13 protein-coding genes are annotated in these 17,169 nt (G+C 64.0%); 10 read left to right on the top strand and 3 right to left on the bottom strand.

Features of this window, described 5'->3' with window-relative positions:
* Positions 1-30: 30 nt before the first annotated feature.
* The gene (locus CO669_RS12625) at positions 31-1,323 is read right to left on the bottom strand and encodes an adenylosuccinate synthase (RefSeq protein ID WP_097660133.1); all 1,293 of its coding nucleotides are present in this window, start codon (positions 1,321-1,323) and stop codon (positions 31-33) included.
* Positions 1,324-1,691: 368 nt separating this feature from the next.
* Here CO669_RS12625 and CO669_RS12620 point away from each other — a divergent pair, with 368 nt between their 5' ends.
* Positions 1,692-2,624: a DMT family transporter gene (locus CO669_RS12620; RefSeq protein ID WP_097660132.1), complete on the top strand. Its 933-nt coding sequence runs from the start codon at positions 1,692-1,694 to the stop codon at positions 2,622-2,624.
* Positions 2,625-2,744: 120 nt separating this feature from the next.
* Here CO669_RS12620 and CO669_RS12615 read toward each other — a convergent pair whose 3' ends face one another.
* Positions 2,745-3,149, bottom strand: a complete 405-nt coding sequence (locus tag CO669_RS12615; RefSeq protein ID WP_198963982.1) for a DUF1330 domain-containing protein — start codon at positions 3,147-3,149, stop codon at positions 2,745-2,747.
* A 105-nt stretch (positions 3,150-3,254) separates the two neighbouring features.
* Between CO669_RS12615 and CO669_RS12610 the strand changes: the two genes are divergently transcribed.
* From CO669_RS12610 to CO669_RS12600, 3 genes are all read left to right on the top strand, one after another.
* A complete protein-coding gene (locus CO669_RS12610; RefSeq protein ID WP_198963981.1) occupies positions 3,255-4,190 on the top strand; it encodes a DMT family transporter in 936 nt (311 codons plus the stop codon).
* Between the two features lie 138 nt (positions 4,191-4,328).
* On the top strand, positions 4,329-5,303 hold the full coding sequence (locus CO669_RS12605) for a Bug family tripartite tricarboxylate transporter substrate binding protein (RefSeq protein WP_097660130.1): 975 nt from the start codon (positions 4,329-4,331) through the stop codon (positions 5,301-5,303).
* 293 nt (positions 5,304-5,596) lie between these two features.
* Positions 5,597-8,023, top strand: coding sequence for an autotransporter outer membrane beta-barrel domain-containing protein (locus CO669_RS12600; RefSeq protein WP_245444297.1), 2,427 nt, complete (start codon positions 5,597-5,599; stop codon positions 8,021-8,023).
* Positions 8,024-8,121: 98 nt separating this feature from the next.
* Here the strand turns inward: CO669_RS12600 and CO669_RS12595 are convergent, their stop codons facing one another.
* Positions 8,122-9,807 carry a methyl-accepting chemotaxis protein gene (locus CO669_RS12595; RefSeq protein WP_097660128.1) on the bottom strand — a complete coding sequence of 562 codons (1,686 nt, stop codon included), beginning with the start codon at positions 9,805-9,807 and terminating at the stop codon, positions 8,122-8,124.
* 259 nt (positions 9,808-10,066) lie between these two features.
* Between CO669_RS12595 and CO669_RS12590 the strand changes: the two genes are divergently transcribed.
* From CO669_RS12590 to CO669_RS12565, 6 genes are all read left to right on the top strand, one after another.
* Complete coding sequence (locus tag CO669_RS12590; RefSeq protein ID WP_198963980.1) at positions 10,067-11,110, top strand: C-terminal binding protein; 1,044 nt, start codon at positions 10,067-10,069, stop codon at positions 11,108-11,110.
* A gap of 83 nt (positions 11,111-11,193) precedes the next feature.
* On the top strand, positions 11,194-12,543 hold the full coding sequence (locus CO669_RS12585) for an ABC transporter substrate-binding protein (protein ID WP_097660126.1): 1,350 nt from the start codon (positions 11,194-11,196) through the stop codon (positions 12,541-12,543).
* 170 nt (positions 12,544-12,713) lie between these two features.
* Positions 12,714-13,670, top strand: a complete 957-nt coding sequence (locus CO669_RS12580) for a carbohydrate ABC transporter permease (RefSeq protein WP_097660125.1) — start codon at positions 12,714-12,716, stop codon at positions 13,668-13,670.
* On the top strand, positions 13,663-14,562 hold the full coding sequence (locus CO669_RS12575) for a carbohydrate ABC transporter permease (protein WP_097660124.1): 900 nt from the start codon (positions 13,663-13,665) through the stop codon (positions 14,560-14,562). The genes CO669_RS12580 and CO669_RS12575 overlap by 8 nt, the downstream gene beginning before the upstream one ends.
* A gap of 171 nt (positions 14,563-14,733) precedes the next feature.
* Complete coding sequence (locus tag CO669_RS12570; RefSeq protein ID WP_245444295.1) at positions 14,734-15,681, top strand: MBL fold metallo-hydrolase; 948 nt, start codon at positions 14,734-14,736, stop codon at positions 15,679-15,681.
* A gap of 109 nt (positions 15,682-15,790) precedes the next feature.
* Complete coding sequence (locus CO669_RS12565) at positions 15,791-17,146, top strand: esterase-like activity of phytase family protein (protein ID WP_097660123.1); 1,356 nt, start codon at positions 15,791-15,793, stop codon at positions 17,144-17,146.
* The last annotated feature ends 23 nt before the right edge of the window (positions 17,147-17,169 follow it).

Here is a 17,169-nt window from a genome sequence, read left to right as displayed (position 1 = left end):
CAACTATACGCGCGTCCTGGTAAGAGATCGTTAAGCCTCAAACGGGTTTTGCACGAGGATAGTATCTTCGCGTTCGGGGCTGGTGGAAAGCAGTGCGACCGGGCACCCCACCAATTCCTCGATCCGCCGGACATATTTGATGGCCTGGGCGGGCAGGTCGGCCCAGGACCGCGCACTGGCGGTCGGCTCCTTCCAGCCTTCGATGGTCTCGTAGATCGGCTCGACCCGGGCCTGGGCGCCCTCACCGGCCGGGAAATGGTCGATCTCCTTGCCGTCGAGCCTGTAGCCGGTGCAGACCTCGATCGTGTCGAAGCCGTCGAGGATGTCGAGCTTGGTCAGCGCCAGGCCGTTGATGCCGCAAGTGCGGACCGCCTGGCGGACCAGCACGGCGTCGAACCAGCCGCAGCGGCGCGGACGGCCGGTGTTGGTGCCGAACTCACGACCTCGCTCGCCGATCTTGCGGCCGGTCTCGTTGTCCTGCTCGGTCGGGAACGGGCCCTGGCCGACGCGGGTGGTGTAGGCCTTGCACAGGCCGAGCACGTAGCCGACCGCGCCGGGGCCGAGGCCCGAGCCGGTCGCGGCCTGCGCAGCCACCGTGTTGGACGAGGTGACGTAGGGATAGGTGCCGTGGTCGACGTCGAGCAGCGCGCCTTGTGCACCCTCGAACAGCATGCGCTTGCCCTCGCGGCGCTTGATGTCGAGCAGCCGCCACACCGTCTCGGCATAGGGCAGCAGCTGCGGCGCCAGCGCGCTCAGCTCTTTCAAAATCACCTTGCCATCGAACTCCGGCAGGCCGAGGCCGCGGCGCAGTGCATTGTGGTGCGCGAGCAGCCGGTCGATCTTGTGCGGGAGCGTGTCGAGATCGGCAAGGTCCATCAGGCGGATGGCGCGGCGGCCGACCTTGTCCTCATAGGCCGGGCCGATGCCGCGGCGGGTGGTGCCGATCGCGGTCGCGGCGCTGGCGGATTCGCGGTGCGCGTCGAGCTCGCGGTGCAGCGGCAGGATCAGCGTGACGTTCTCGGCGACACGCAGGTTCTCCGGCGAGACCGCAACGCCCTGCGACTTCAGCTTGGTGACCTCGTCGAGGAAGGCGGCGGGATCGAACACCACGCCGTTGCCGATCACCGACAGCTTCTGATCGCGCAGCACGCCCGAGGGCAACAGCGCGAGCTTGTAGGTCTTGCCGTTGATCACCAGCGTATGGCCGGCGTTATGGCCGCCCTGGAAGCGGACGACGATGTCCGCCTGCTCCGATAACCAGTCGACGATCTTGCCCTTCCCCTCGTCGCCCCACTGGGCGCCGACGACGACAACATTGGCCATTCGCGGGTAATCCTTCGAAGATTTTAGATGCGCCAGCCCAGCTGACGGCCGGGAGCCGTTCGCGCGCAAGGCAGCCAACCGGATAAAGGAAGCAGCCGCTCTAGGCAAGCAAGAACGGGGCTTTTTCGCGGCTCTGGACAGACTTTAAGCCTTTGATATCCCCGGAAAATCCAGAAACCTTCCAGAGCGGCTCGACAAGCTTCGACCAAAGCGTGAGATCGATTTCGGCCGCTGCATGGTCGCGATGCGTCCGCCCCCCGTTGATGCAGCCCCGATTTCCGTGTCTTTGGACAGCGCCGGGCGATCAGCCGGCCCGACCTCGGCGGGCCGGGGCCTGGCGCGCATGACGCGGGGCCCAAACAATCACAATGTCCGCCACCGGCCAGAGCACGGGCTCCGAATCATCGGGCCATCACTGGATCGCCAACCAGCCCTATCTGCTGCTCAGCATCACCGCGTTGTGCTGGGCCGGCAACGCCATCGTCGGGCGGCTGGCCGCCGGCCATATCCCGCCGGTCACGCTGTCGTTCCTGCGCTGGTTCTTCGCCTTCCTGCTGGTGCTGCCGTTCGCCTGGAAACATCTCGCCCAGGACTGGCCCGCAATCCGCGGCAAGCTCGGCCTGATGGTCACGCTCTCGGTCACCGGCATCGGCGCCTTCAACACGCTGCAATATTGGGCGCTGGAGCATACCCAGGCCCTCAACACGCTGCTGCTGCAGTCGGCCGCGCCCCTGGTCGTCGCGCTGTGGTCGCTGGCCATCCTCGGCATCCGCCTCACCGCGGCGCAGGCGTTCGGCGTGCTGCTGTCGATGTGCGGCGTGCTTACGATCCTGCTGCACGGCGATTTCACCACGCTGTCGAACATCGAGTTCAACAAGGGCGACCTCATCTTCATCGTCGCGCTGATCATCTTCGCGCTCTATTCGGTGCTGACCTTGAAGCGGCCGCCGATGCACGGCCTGTCGTTCCTCGCCTTCACCTTCGGGGTCGGCGCCGCCTGCCTCATTCCGCTGGAGATCTGGGAATTGTCCGCGCGCCCCGTGATGAAGCTCGACGGGCCGAACCTGCTGACGCTGTTCTACGTCGCGGTGTTCCCCTCGACCCTGGCCTATCTCTGCTTCAATCGCGGCGTCCGCCTGATCGGCGCCAACCGCGCCGCGCCGTTCTTCCACGTCGTGCCGGTGTTCGGCTCGATCATGGCGATGGTGTTTCTCGGCGAGCACCCGCAGGCATTCCATTTCATCGGATTTGCGCTGGTGCTGTCGGGCGTGTTCGTGGCCTCTCGGAAGCAGGCGACGTAGATCGCTCGCGCGGGGTAGGCAAAGCGACTTGTCCGCCGTAGCGCGAAGGCGGAAGCGTGCCCGCCAATCTTGCTTACGGAGACAGATGGTGGGCGCGGCGCAAGCGCGCCTTTGCCCACCCTAGGAACCTTGGTGTGAACTCGCCCTGAACTTGCTGTAGGCCTCGCTGGTCGCGATGATCACATGCTCGGCGCAGCCGTTGAGCCGGTGTGGGTCGGCCTCGCGCTCGTAGGCTTCCGACGTCATCATGTCCAGGAAAGCCGCGACCGTCGGATAATGGACCAGCGCGACAAAGTCCCAGTCATTGCCGGCGTGCGGTCCGAGTGCGATGGCCTTGGCATCGCCGGTCCACAGCAAGGTGCCGCCGCGCGCCTTGATCATCGGCACGGTGACGGCGCTGTAGCGCAAATAGGCATCCCAGCCGGATCCGTCGCCGTCGCGCGAGCGCGCGTGGAAACGCATCAGGTTCAGCATCACCACCGGCGACTGCGGATCGAGCCGCTCCAGGCCCGCGACGTTCAACATATTAACCGCCAAAGGCACCTCCTCGGGGCTTGCCTGCATTGTAGCATTGCGACCGCGTGACTTGTGCCACGACGCCGATCCGGCGCAAGCTCCGATCCGACGCCAATGACGATTGCTTCGCCCGCGCCACCGGCCTCCAATCCGGCCAGTTGGCTCAACAACCAGCCCTATCTTCTGCTCAGCCTGAGCTCGCTGTTCTGGGCCGGCAACATCGTGCTCGCGCGCCATGTCGGCGCCCATGTGCCGCCGCTGACGGTGACCACGATCCGCTGGTTCGGCGTATTCCTGATCCTGCTGCCGTTCGCCTGGCCGCATCTGAAGCGCGACTGGCCCGCCTTGCGGAGCAGCCTGCCCTTGATGCTGTTCCTGTCGCTGGTGGGCTTCGCCTTCAACAACGCGATCTCGTATTGGGCGATGCAATACACGGAGGCGCTGAACGCGTTGCTGATCCAGTCGGCAGGTCCACTGTTCGTGGCGCTGTGGTCGCTGGTGCTGTTCGGCGTGCGGCTGACGGGGGCGCAGTTCGCCGGCATCGCGATCTCGCTTCTTGGCGTGCTGATCATCATCCTGCGCGGCGATCTCGCGGCGCTTGCGAGCATCAGCTTCAACAGGGGCGACATCATGTTCGCCTCCTCGCTGGTGGCGTTCGGGATCTACTCCGCCTTCATCCCGCGCCGACCCAAGATCCATCAGCTGTCCTTCCTGTCCTTCACCACTTGCTGCGGCGCGACGATGCTGATCCCCGCGGCGATCTGGGAGGCGGCAAGCGGCCGCGTCCTGCAATTCGACGCGATCACGCTGGCGACGCTGGGCTACATCCTGATCTTCCCCTCGACGCTGGCCTATTTGTTCTTCAACCGCGGCGTGGCGCTGATCGGACCGAACCGGGCCGCGCCGTTCTTCCATCTGGTGCCGGTGTTCGGCTCGGCGATGGCGATCCTGCTGCTCGGCGAGAAGCTGCAGCCGTTTCACCTGATCGGCTACGCCCTGGTGCTGGCCGGCGTCGTGTTCGCCTCTCGCCAGGGGTCTGCGGCGAAGTAATTCCGCGGCGCGGACGTTGCGCTCTCGTGTCCCGGACAAGAAGCGCTGCGCTGCATCCGGGGCACGAAACTCCCGGCTTCCGATTTCATTGAGGAGACGCTAGGTTCCCCGCCAACCAAAAAGAGGGAACGTCTCAAGATGATTTCAGGGCTGCTTCGAAACCTGCGTGCCGTGGCTGCGGCCGCACTGAGCCTTGCCGCGGCGTCCGCCGCCCAGGCCGACAATTATCCGAGCCGCAACGTCACGCTGGTGCTGCCGTTCGCGGCCGGCAGCGGCACGGACACGACGACACGCATCATCTCCAAGGAGCTCGGCACCGCACTCGGCACCAGCATGGTGATCGAGAACAAGGCCGGCGCCAACGGCTCGATCGCCGCGAGCTTCGTCGCCCGCTCCGCGCCCGACGGCTACACGCTGCTGGTCACCACCAACACCACGCATTCGGCCAATCCCTATCTGCTCAAGAGCCTGACCTACGACCCGGTCAAGGATTTCACGCCGATCGCGCGTACCGGCGACCTGCCGTTCATGCTGGTGATCAATCCTGAGATCCCGGCCAATTCGGTCGCAGAGCTGATCGCCCTCGCCAAGAAGGAGCCGGGCAAATACTCCTATGCCTCGGGCTCGTCGTCCGCGATCGTCTCCGGCGCCACCTTCGCGCGGCTTGCCGGCATCGATCTGCTGCACGTGCCCTACAAGAGCTCGCCGCCGGCACTGACCGACGTCATTGCCGGCCGCGTCTCCATGATGTTCGTCGACGTCCTCACCGGCCTGCCGCACGTCAAGGGCAAGGCGCTGAAGATGCTGGCCGTCACCACCAAGCAGAAGTCGGCGCTGCTGCCGGAGTTGCCGACCATGGACGAGACCGTCAAGGGATTCGATATCAGCTCCTGGCAGGGCTATTTCGGCCCGGCGGGAATGCCGAAGGAGACTGTGACGAAGCTGAACGCGGAGATCCGCAAGATCGTCGAGCGGCCGGAGGTCAAGGCACAACTTGCCGAGCGAGGCATGGAGGCGTTCGCCCAGACGCCGGAGGAGTTCGAGCAGTTTCTGAAGGATCAGCTCGTGCTGTGGGAGAAGCTGATCACGGATGCGGGAATCGAGAAGCAGTAGCTCTCGCCTGCAATACCAAGGGGGACCGCGGCTCAGCTCCGGTTCCCTTTACGTTTGAGAATGGAACCAGAAAATAAAATTCGGCCAATCGGCCGGCGTGTGCACTAGGAGACTGAACTCATCCTCCGCGCGTGCTAGACCACTCCATCTATTGACTGGAGAAAGCTCGATTTAACGGGCGATAGTGGGCGTGGGCGTTGTTTGATTTAGTGAAGGCTCGTTTTTCGAGTTCGTCTTTTGCTTTCCGTTTGTTTCGAGGTTCGTTGCTCTCGGCGTTGGCTGCATTTTCAGCAGTGACTACGCTGGCAAGCGGCGCGCAGGCCCAGACCTGCGTCGGAACGGCAGATATCGTCTGTACCTATACCGGCGCTTCCGGGATCATCGGCGACCCGCCGTCGGGTCCGGTGAGCGGATCAACCAGCCTCACCAATATCCTGAAAGACACCGGCACCGCGACCAGCATTCGAACCGTCAGCGGTGAGTTCGGCGATGCAACTTCGACCAATTTCGGCGTCGTCGGCGGGTCCGTTAGTGCGAGTGCCGGCATCTTTTTCGGCAACAGCTTCACGGGAACGGCGACCGTCACCAATTACGGCACGGTAGGCGGAAACCTGGTGGCCCACACCGACTTTGCGGCCGACGCCATCGTCTACAATTACGGGGATGCGCGTAACATAACGGCGTCAGTCAACGCTACGCCGTACGGCTCCGCCCGGATATATAACTACGGTCGCACCAACAACATCTCCATACAAGTAGCCAACTCGTCCTTTGGTGAGGCGCTGATCGTCAATGCCGGAACAGCGAATTTTATCTACGCCCACATGTTCGGCAGCAAGTCGACCGTGATCAATTCCGGTTATGCCGACTCAATCGTGACTGACGCGCTCCAGGGAGGGTACGCGAAAACCGTCAACAGCGGCACAGTAAAGACGAACATCCTTACGACGAGCTCGAATTCCTTTTTTCAAGGTTCCGCCGAGACCATCAATTCCGGATCCGTGCGCGATATCACGACGACGGCCTCGACACCGACGGGATCCGCCACGACCACCAACGAAGCAACCGGCGTAGCGCGCAACATCCAGACAACGACCGACGGCACCGGCACGGCGATCACGATCAATTACGGCAACGCCGCCAGCCTTTCGAGCAGCACGAACGCGGGCAGCGCCGCCGTGTGGAATGCCGGCACCGTCAACGGACCGGTCGCCGCGAATGCGGATACGGGGCCGGCGTCCGTCACCAATTCGGGGACGATCCGCGGCGTTGCGACCGTAGTGTCAGCCTACAACGGCAGCACCGGTCCCGGCTCGTTCCTCACCAACTCCGGATTGATCGACGGCACCGGGTACTACGCGGCCATCGATGTGACGTCGAACGCGTCGACCAATGACCGGATGACGATCAATCTGCTGCAGGGATCACACGTGATCGGACAGATATGGCTGGCCGGTGACGCAAGCGATCCCAACCGTGTTGGGACCACGATCAACATCCAGGGCGGCCGCGGAAATTCGTCGATTCTCACATTCGGCGACAGCAACGGCTCGTCCGGCCTCATCGACACGGCCTCGCACGTCAATGTCAGCGGCGTTCCCTATGTCGTCAGCGGCAACTCGGTCGCCACGGTCGATCCATCGTCGTTCGGCGTCGCCAGCCGCAACGTCGTGGACGTCACGCATGCGATCGCAGGCCTCGCATCGGGCCGCCTCGCCAACGACGCCCCGGCCAGCAGCGAAGGGCCGGCGATCGGCTTTGCACCGTCGGGCAACGTCGCGCGCGACATGTTCAACGAGGCCTTCGCCGCGATGCCGGGCATGGCCTATGCCGGGCAGGACCGCGTGCTGTCGGGCAATCCCAACTTCACCGCGACCGACGGCACCAGCGTCTGGGCGCAGGGTTTTGGCGGCCGCCGCATCGCACCGGAAGACGGAATGATGCTGCGATCGATCAACAGCTTCTATGGCGGCGCGATCGGCGCCGACAAGATCGTGCAGCCGCGGTTGCGGCTCGGCGTTCTCGTCGGCGGCGGCAATCTGCAATCGAGCCTCGCCGCCGATGCCGGCCGCACCACCAGCGATCTCGGCTTTGCCGGCATCTACGGCCGCTATGCGCTGAGCGGCGGCTTCCTCGATTTCTCGCTGCTGGGCGGCGGCAGCGGCAACACCGCCACCCGCCGGGTCGACAACAATCTCGTGGCCGGCGGCGTCGAATATGCGCGGGCCGGTTACGCGGGATGGTTTGTCAGTCCCGAACTGGCCTATGGCTTCGATCTGGCGATTGCCGCCAACCTGACGCTGACGCCTTCGATGCGGGTGCGGTATCTCGCTGCCGGCTTCGGCGGCTACCAGGAGAGCGGCTCGGCCGCCAATCTCGACGTGGGCAGCCGCCTCAGCCACTATTTCGAGGAACGCGGCGGGGTGACGCTGACGCGCAGCTTTGCCGGCGTCGGGCAAGGCACGCTGAAAGTTTCCGGATCGGCCGGCGTGGTCGGACTGCAGCGGGCTGGCGATGCCGACGTCAATGCCGTGCTGCTCGGGCAGAACCTCGCATTCGCCGCACCGGGCGGCGGCAACGTCGTCGGCTACTTCGCCGGCGCCGGCCTCGACTGGCGTCACGCCTCGGGCGTGTCGCTGTTTGCGGCGACGGAGTACAACGAGATGTCCGATGCGAGCCGCACCGTCACCGGGCGCGGCGGGATCAAGATCGGGTTCTGATCGTCCCGGCAGTCGATGACGTGCTTCCTTCGTCGAAGGGACGACAGGTACAAAAAAGCCCGGCACAAGCCGGGCCTTTCCGTATTGCGTGAAGAACTTTACGCCGCGCGGACCTTGGCGAGGAAGCTGTCGACGGCGCTGCGCAGCGCGCCGGACTGGCTGTCCAGCTCGCGGGCGTTGGTGAGCACGTCGGTGGCCGCAGTCCCGGTCGCTTCCGCGGCCGAGGTGACACTGCCGATATTGGCGTTGATCTCGTTCGAGCCCGCCGCGACCGACTGGATGTTGCGGGCGATCTCACGGGTCGCTTCGCCCTGCTGCTCGATCGACGCGGAAATGCCCGCGGTGATCTCGCTCATCTCGGCGATGGTCTGGGTGATGCCGGAGATCGCCGTGACGGCGTCGCTGGTCGAGGTCTGCATCGCCGCGACCTGCGCGGAGATCTCCTCGGTCGCCTTCGCGGTCTGGTTCGCCAGCGCCTTCACTTCGGAGGCAACGACCGCGAAACCGCGGCCGGATTCACCGGCGCGTGCCGCCTCGATGGTGGCGTTGAGCGCGAGCAGGTTGGTCTGCGCTGCGATCGAGTGGATCAGCTTGACGACTTCGCCGATCTTCTCAGCGCCGGTCGAAAGCACCTGCACCGTGGCGTTGGTGCGCTCGGCGTCGCTGACGGCGCGGCTGGCGACCTCGGTCGAGCGCGTCACCTGGCGGGAGATTTCCGCAACCGAGCTCGACAGCTCTTCGGCGGCCGCCGCGACGGTGCCGACATTGCCGGAGGCCTTTTGCGAGGCCGCGCCGACCGTTGCGGCTCGCGAGGAGGCATCGCTCGCGGTCGCGGTCATCGACTGCGCCGTGGTCTGCATGCCGGCCGCGGCCGAAGAGACCGAGCGGACGATGCCGTTGACGCTGCGCTCGAAGTCGTTGGCGATGCCCTCCATCGCGCTGCGACGTTCTGCCGCGACGCGCTCCTTGGCATCGGCTTCGGTCTTCTCGAGGTCGCGGATGCGGACCGCGTTGTCCTTGAAGATCTGGACGGTGGCGGCCATCGCGCCGACCTCGTCGCCGCGGCCGACGCCGGGAATGTCGCCCTCGAGCTTGCCGTCGGCGAGGTCCTTCATGCGGGCGCCGAGCAGGGCCAGCGGGCGGCTGATGCTGCGGCCGATCAACCAGGCGACGCTGCCGGCGGCGATGACGATGCCGAGCATGGCCAAGCCAAGCAGCCAATAGACCGGGCCCATCTTGGCGTCGATGTCGTCGAGATAGGCGCCGGTGCCGAGATACATGTCGAAGCCGGGGACCGCCACGGCGTAGCCGATCTTGCGGATCGGCTTCTCCTGGCCGGGCTTCACGTATTCATAATAGAGCAGGATCGAGCCGTTGGCCTTGACGCCGTCCATCAGCTCGACGGACAGCTTGCGGCCATTGGTCACGACATCCATGCGGTTGGCGCCGATCTGCTTCGGATCGGGCGCGAGCTGGGTGATGCCGTCATACGACGTGCCGAACAGATAGCCAGAGCCGTTGTCGTAGGTCATCGAATTGCCGTAGCGGCGAAGCTCGGCCATGGCCGCGTCCTTCGTCATCTCGCCGGCATCGACGCGCTTCTTCAGCGCGCCCGCGTAGTTGCGTCCCATGTCGACGATCGACTTGGTCTGGTCGATGCGCGCATTCACCATCTCGCGCTTCATCAGATAACCGGCGAGAACGCCGGAGACGCACAGGCCGAACAGGGTGACGCCGACAAGAATGCCCAGCTTCGGGGCGATCTTCAGATTGCTCAACTTCACGATGTGGCTCCGGCAAATGGGGGTACGGGCACGCGAACAGATCGATCAAAATCGAAACAAGTTTTAGAGGGCGAGGCCTTAGCAAGTTACTTACGGGCCTCCGTAGAAGCCCTGACCGTGGGCGGAAAACCGGCAATATACCTCGCCACCACCAACCGGGGATTGTACGCATGCGACCCGAATTCGCGTAAAAGACGCAAAGACCCGTCCGCGGAGGCGGGTCGCAACAAGAACCGACAAACCAAATCGGGAGCAGGAAATGCCGAAATACAGGGTGGTGACGCCGAAGGGCGCGAGCTTCACGGTCGCGGGCAGCGACTATTCCTTTGAGCGCGAGGCGCTCGATCCGATCGACGCCGAGATCGTCGAGGCGCCCGCCGACGAGGCCGGGTTCATTGCCGCCGCGAAAGAAGCCGACGCGATCTACGCCAAGGGCATCCCCATCACCAAGACCATCATCGACAGCCTGGAAAGCTGCAAGGTCATCACGCTGGGCTCGGTCGGCGTCGACAGCGTCGACGTCAAGGCCGCCACCGCCCGTGGAATTCCGGTGACCAACATTCCCGATACTTTCATCGAGGAAGTCGCCGACCATGCCATGATGCTGCTGCTCGCCGGCTTCCGCCGCCTGGTCGAGCAGGACCGCATGGTGCGCGAGGGCCGCTGGGCCGAGGGCCGGCCGGCCCTGCTCAAGGTTCCCAGGCTGATGGGCCAGACGCTCGGCTTCATCTCGTTCGGGCGCGTCGCGCGAGCCGTTGCGAAGCGCGCCGCGCCCTTCGGCCTGCGCATGATGGCCTACGACCCCTTCATCCAGGAAACGCTGATGTACGACCACGGCGTGATCCCGTCGACGCTGAACGAGGTGCTGTCGCAATCCGACTTCGTCTCGATGCACGCCCCGGCAAGGCCAGAGGTGCATCACATGCTGACCGAGAAGCACTTCCGGCAGATGAAGAAGGGCTCGATCTTCATCAACACCGGCCGCGGCGCCACCGTGGACGAAGAAAGCCTGATCAAGGCGCTGCAGGAGGGCTGGATCGCGCATGCCGCCCTCGACGTCCTCGAGAAGGAACCGCCCTCCCACAACAATCCCCTGCTCGGCATGGAGAACGTGACCCTGACCGCCCATGTCGCCTCGGCCTCGGCACGGTTCGACGAAGCGCGCAAGCGCCGGGTGGGCTACGAATTGTCACTGGTGCTGCAGGGCATGTGGCCGGTAAGCTGCGTCAATCCGTCGGTGCTGCAGAACACCACGCTTCGTCGCTGGCAACCCGTCAGCATGGATCGCGGGCCGAACAGCTAGACGGCCGGCGCCAAGGCGCCAACGGCCGAAACGACCCTTCACCGGCGATCAACGCCGGGAAGGGAACATATAGGGAGGTACTGATGAGGAACGACATCACACGTCGTGATGCCTTGGCGCTGGGCCTGTCCGCTGCAACGCTCGCCGCCACCGGTGCTGCGGCGCAAACAACACCATCGACGATCAAGGCCGCCGACGTGGCGGCGCCCAAGCGCGAGATCGAGAAGGGCGCATCCTTGCGCATGCTGCGCCCGGTACGCTTCGTCCAGGCCGACGAAGACGTATTCCGCGCCAATGCGGCAAAGTTCACGAAGGAGACGGGGGTCGAGGTCAAGGTCGACTTCGTCGGCTGGGAGGACATCAACCAGCAGACCGCGGTGACCGCCAATTCCGGTGCCGGCCCCGACATCATCATCGGCTTCTCCGACGCACCGCACATCTACATCGACAAGCTGATGGAGCTGACCGACGTCGCCGATTACATCGGCAAGCGCTATGGCGGCTGGCTGCCGCTGGCGCAGCGCTACGGCAAGAGGAACAAGAGCGACGCCTGGATCGGACTTCCGTTCGGCGCCACTGCGGGACCGCTGATCTACCGCAAGTCGATCCTGCAATCGGTCGGCTTCGACAAGGTGCCCGAAGACCATGCCGGAATCCTCGACCTCTGCCAGAAGCTGCACAAGGCCGGAAAGCCGGCCGGCTTCGCGCTCGGCAACGCCAAGGGCGACGGCAACGGCTTCGCCAACTGGGCGCTGTGGTCGCACAACGCGTCCCTGCTCGACGAGGAAGGCAACGTCGTCATCAACAGCAAGGAGACGATCGCTGCGCTGAACTGGGTCAAGCAGATCTACCCGACCTTCATCGCCGGCACGCCGTCGTGGAATGACGTCAGCAACAACCGCGCCTACTCCTCGCAGGAGATCTCGCTGACCGCCAACGGCGTCTCGCTGTATTTCTCGCTCAAGAACGATCCGGCGACCAAGGCGATCGCCGAGGACAGCGAGCATCAGCTGCTGCCGAAGGGCCTCGCCAAAGTCTCGCCGATGGCGGGCCTGACGCTGAACGCCATGGTGTTCAAGCACAGCCAGTACCCCAACGCGGCGAAGGCCTTCCTGCAATTCATGCTGGAGAACGATCAGTACGAGCCCTGGCTCAACGCCAATTCCGGCTATTGGTCGCAGCCGCTGGCCGCCTATGCCGAGGCAGCCGTCTGGAAAGGCGATCCCAAGGTCTCGATCTTCAAGGACACGATGAACAGCACCTACTATGACGGCTACAAAGGCCCGATCTCGACGGCGACCGGAGCCGTCAGCGCCGATTACGTGCTGATTCAGATGTGCGCCTCCGTTGCGACCGGCGCCGCAACCCCGGAGGCCGCGGCCGCGGAAGCCGAGCAGCGCTGCAAGCGGTACTTCCGGCGGCAGGGCCGATAGGCATCGACAAAGCCGCCGTCATCGCGAGGAGCTCTTGCGACGAAGCAATCCAGGCTGCCACCGCAGAACCAGACTGGATTGCTTCCGCCTTCGCCAAGGGTTCGGCGGACAAGTCGCTTCGCGCGCAACGACGAATGTAGTGACCGTCTAGAACAGGACACCGCCCCCGAATGTCCGTGACCACCCTCTCTTCCTCCGCACTGGCGCAGCGGCAGCCATCCTGGCTGGTGCGACTGTTCGACTACAAGCCGTTCCTGATCGTGATGTGCCTGGCGCCCGCGATCGGGCTGCTCGCGGTGTTCCTGACCTATCCGCTCGGCCTCGGCATCTGGCTTGCCTTCACCGACACGACGATCGGCCGCAAGGGCATCTTCGTCGGCCTCGAGAATTTCCAGTATCTGCTCACCGACCCGCTGTGGTGGAACGCCGTGTTCTACAGCGTGGTCTACACGGCGATCGCGACCTTCGGGAAGTTCGCGCTCGGCTTCTGGCTCGCGCTGCTGCTCAACAACCATTTTCCATTCAAGAGCCTGTTGCGTGCGATCATCCTGCTGCCCTGGATCGTGCCGACCGTGCTCTCCGCGCTGGCGTTCTGGTGGATCTACGATCCGCAATTCTCGATCATCTCCTATCTTTTGGTCGACGTGCTGCATTGGCGTTCGAGCAATATCGACTTTCTCGGCTCGGCCTGGCCGGCGCGCTTCTCGCTGATCGCCGCCAACATCTGGCGCGGCATTCCGTTCGTCGCGATCTCGCTGCTCGCGGGCCTGCAGACCATCTCGCCCTCGCTCTACGAGGCCGCGATGCTCGACGGCGCTAGCGCCTGGCAGCGCTTCCGCTACATCACCTTCCCGATGATGATGCCGATCCTCGCCATCGTCATGACCTTCTCGATCATCTTCACCTTCACCGACTTCCAGCTGGTCTACGCCATTACCCGCGGCGGACCTGTGAACTCGACCCATCTGCTGGCCACCCTCGCCTTCCAGCGCGGCATCGCCGGCGGCGAGCTCGGCGAAGGCGCAGCGATCGCGGTGTCGATGATCCCGTTCCTGGTGTTCGCGACGCTGTTCTCCTATTTCGGCCTGGCGCGCCGCAAATGGCAGCAGGGAGAGGCCAATGACTGATACCGTCGCTCAACCGGCCGTCGCCGACGCCAAGGCCGCACCCGACACCATGGCGTGGGATTCCGGGCTGCGGCGGCTGATGATGATCTACCTGCCGCTCGGCTGCTTCGTGCTGATCCTGCTGTTTCCGTTCTACTGGATGGCGATCACCTCGTTCAAGCCGAACGCGGAGCTGCTGAACTACAAGGAGCATAACCCGTTCTGGATCTCTTCGCCGACGCTCGCGCACATCAAGCACCTGCTGTTCGACACCGCCTATCCGCGCTGGCTGTGGACGACGATGACGGTGGCGATCGGCTCGACCACGCTGTCCTTGATCGCGAGCACGCTCGCCGCCTACGCCATCGAGCGCCTGCGCTTCCGCGGCAGTCCTTACGTGGGTCTCGGCATTTATCTCGCCTATCTCGTGCCGCCGTCGATCCTGTTCATTCCGCTGGCCACCGTCATCGTGCAGTTCGGCCTGTTCGACTCACCTCTAGCCCTGATCCTGGTCTATCCGACGTTCCTGGTGCCGTTCTGCACCTGGCTCCTGATCGGCTACTTCAAGTCGATCCCCTACGAGCTCGAGGAATGCGCGCTGGTGGACGGCGCAACGCGCCTGCAGATCCTGCGGCGGATCACGCTGCCGCTCGCGGTGCCCGGGCTGATCTCGGCCGGTATCTTCTCCTTCACGCTGTCCTGGAACGAGTTCATCTACGCGCTCGCCTTCATCCAGAGCGGCGCCAACAAGACCGTCCCGGTCGCGATCCTGACCGAGCTCGTCACCGGCGACGTCTACCAGTGGGGCGCATTGATGGCGGGCTCGCTGCTCGGCTCGCTGCCGGTTGCGGTCTTCTACTCGCTGTTCGTGGACTATTACGTGTCCTCGCTGACCGGCGCGGTGAAGGAGTAGGTGGCGGCTGCGCGATCGCGAAGGTTCGTGCAATCGTGATAGATCGCTGACGCGTTTCGTTCGATGTTTCGCTCGATCTTGGGAATCGCAGACGGCGGGGATCGCCCCTTGACGCCGTCGCTGAACGCCCTGGGTCGGGAGAATCGCATGGCAGCGCCACGACCTCATCAAATGTCCAGACGCGGCTTTTGCCTGTGTTGCGTCGGCGGCGCGGCATTCGCCGCCACAGGGGGATGGCTCACCCCGAGCCAGGCCTACGCGGAAGCGCGCGGCATCGTCAGCCTGATCAAGGACAGCGCGGCGACGTCGCCGATCAAAACCTACAAGCTGCGCAACAACATCAGCGTCCTCGAAGGATCGGGCGGCAACATCGCCGTGCTTACGGGACCTGACGGCAAGCTTCTGGTCGACGGCGGCATCAGCGTCTCGCGCCCGCAGCTCAGCAAGGCGCTGGCCGAACTTGGCAACGAGCCGATTGCACATCTCATCAACACGCACTGGCACTTCGACCATGCCGACGGCAACGAATGGCTGCATGCGGCCGGCGCAAGAATCATCGCCCACGAGAACACCCGCAAGCACCTCTCAAGCATTCAGCGGGTCGAAGACTGGGATTACAATTTTCTGCCTCTGGCGACGAAGGCAGTCCCGACGGAGGTCTTCGCCAAGGAGCATCATCTCAAGCTCAACGGCGCATCCATCGCGCTGAAATATAGCGGTCCGGCTCATACCGATGGCGACATCTCGGTGATGTTTGCCGAGGCGAACATTCTTCACGCCGGCGACACCTACTGGAACGACATCTACCCCTTCATCGACCACTCCACCGGCGGCAGCATCGGCGGCATGATCGCGGCCTGCGACGCCAATCTGGCGGTCGCCAACAACGACACCATCGTGATCGCCGGTCACGGCAAACCCGTCAGCAACAAGGCCGAGATGCAGGAATTCCGCGACATGCTGGTCACCATCAGGGACAATGTCGGCAATCTCAAGAAGCAGGGAAAGACGCGCGACGAAGCCGTTGCCGCCAAGCCCACCGCCAAGTTCGACGCGAGGTGGGGACAGTTTCTCATCGACCCCGGTTTCTTCACGAGACTGGTCTACGAAACCGCATGAGAGGCTCAGACAGTAGAGGAATAGCCCGAGCCTGCGGCCTTTCGCCCAGCTTCACAAAACTGCAATAAGCCATCCGCATAACGCGTGCGTCCGCCAACAGGAGACGCACATGCGCGCGACTTTTCTCACGACCGTCGCAACGATCATTCTCGCCACCAGCTCGGCGCTCGCGCAGAGCGAAGGTGAATTCCCCGCCAGGCTCGCCGGCCACGTGGTGATGCCGGCCGCCACATTCATCGATGCTCCGGCCGACGCCCCCGCCGATCTCAAGACCTCGGGCAAGTACACCACCGGCAAGCGCGTCGATGCGCTCGGCACGGTGATGGGCAAGTCCTATGAGCGGGCGACCGGCGTGTCGCTGCCGTTCAAGGGACAGCCGCTGCAGGGCCATTCCGGCATCAAGACCATGCCTGACGGCAGCTTCTGGGTCATCACCGACAACGGCATGGGCGCGCGCGCCAACTCGCCGGACTCGATGCTGTACCTCAACCGCTACAAGATGGATTGGGCCAGCGGCAAGATCGAGCGGCTGGAGACCATCTTCCTTCACGATCCCGACAAGAAGGTCCCCTTCCGCATCGTTCACGAGGACACCCAGAAGCGCTACCTCACCGGATCCGACTTCGACACCGAGGGCTTTCAGATCATCGGCGACGTCTTCTGGATCGGCGACGAGTTCGGGCCCTACATCCTGAAGGCCGACAAGTCTGGCAAGATCCTTGGGGTTTTCGAAACCGTGGCCGACGGCAAGCCGGTGCGCTCGCCGGACAATTGGGCTGTGGCGACGCCGGGCGCCCCGGGTGCAACCTACACCAACGTCAACCTCCGCCGCTCCAAGGGCTATGAGGGCTTTGCATCGTCCAAGGACGGCAAGTTCCTCTACGGCCTGCTCGAAGGACCGCTGTGGGACGCCGAGAAGAAGGATTGGGAGAAGGTCGACGGCAAGGAAGCCTCCCGCATCCTCGAGTTCGACGTCGCTGCGGAAAAATTCACCGGCCGCTATTGGCAGTATGTGTTCGAGCAGAACGGCAACGCCATCGGTGACTTCAACATGATCGACCAGGCCTCCGGCCTCATCATCGAGCGCGACAACGGCGAAGGCACCGCCGACAAGGCCTGCCCGCAAGGGACCCGCGGCGAGAACTGCTTCCCTGATCTCGCCAAGTTCAAGCGCATCTACAAGATCGAGCTCACCGACGCCAATGTCGGCAAGCCCGTGCGCAAGATCGGCTATATCGACCTGATGAAGATCCAGGATCCCGACAAGAAGGCGCGGAAGCCGCTCAATGACGGCGTCTACACCTTCCCGTTCTTCACCATCGAGAACGTCGATCGCGTCGACGAGACCCACATCATCGTCGGCAACGACAACAATCTGCCGTTCTCGTCCAGCCGCGATCCCAACAAGGCCGACGACGACGAGTTCATGCTGCTCGAAGTGGCGGATTTCCTGAAGGCGAAGTAGCCAGCCGCTCTCTCCTCTCCCGC

This window comes from Bradyrhizobium sp. Y36, from assembly GCF_002531575.1.
Lineage (GTDB): Bacteria > Pseudomonadota > Alphaproteobacteria > Rhizobiales > Xanthobacteraceae > Bradyrhizobium.
Note: the sequence above shows the minus strand (reverse complement) of the source record. Positions and strands in the feature narration are given on the sequence as shown.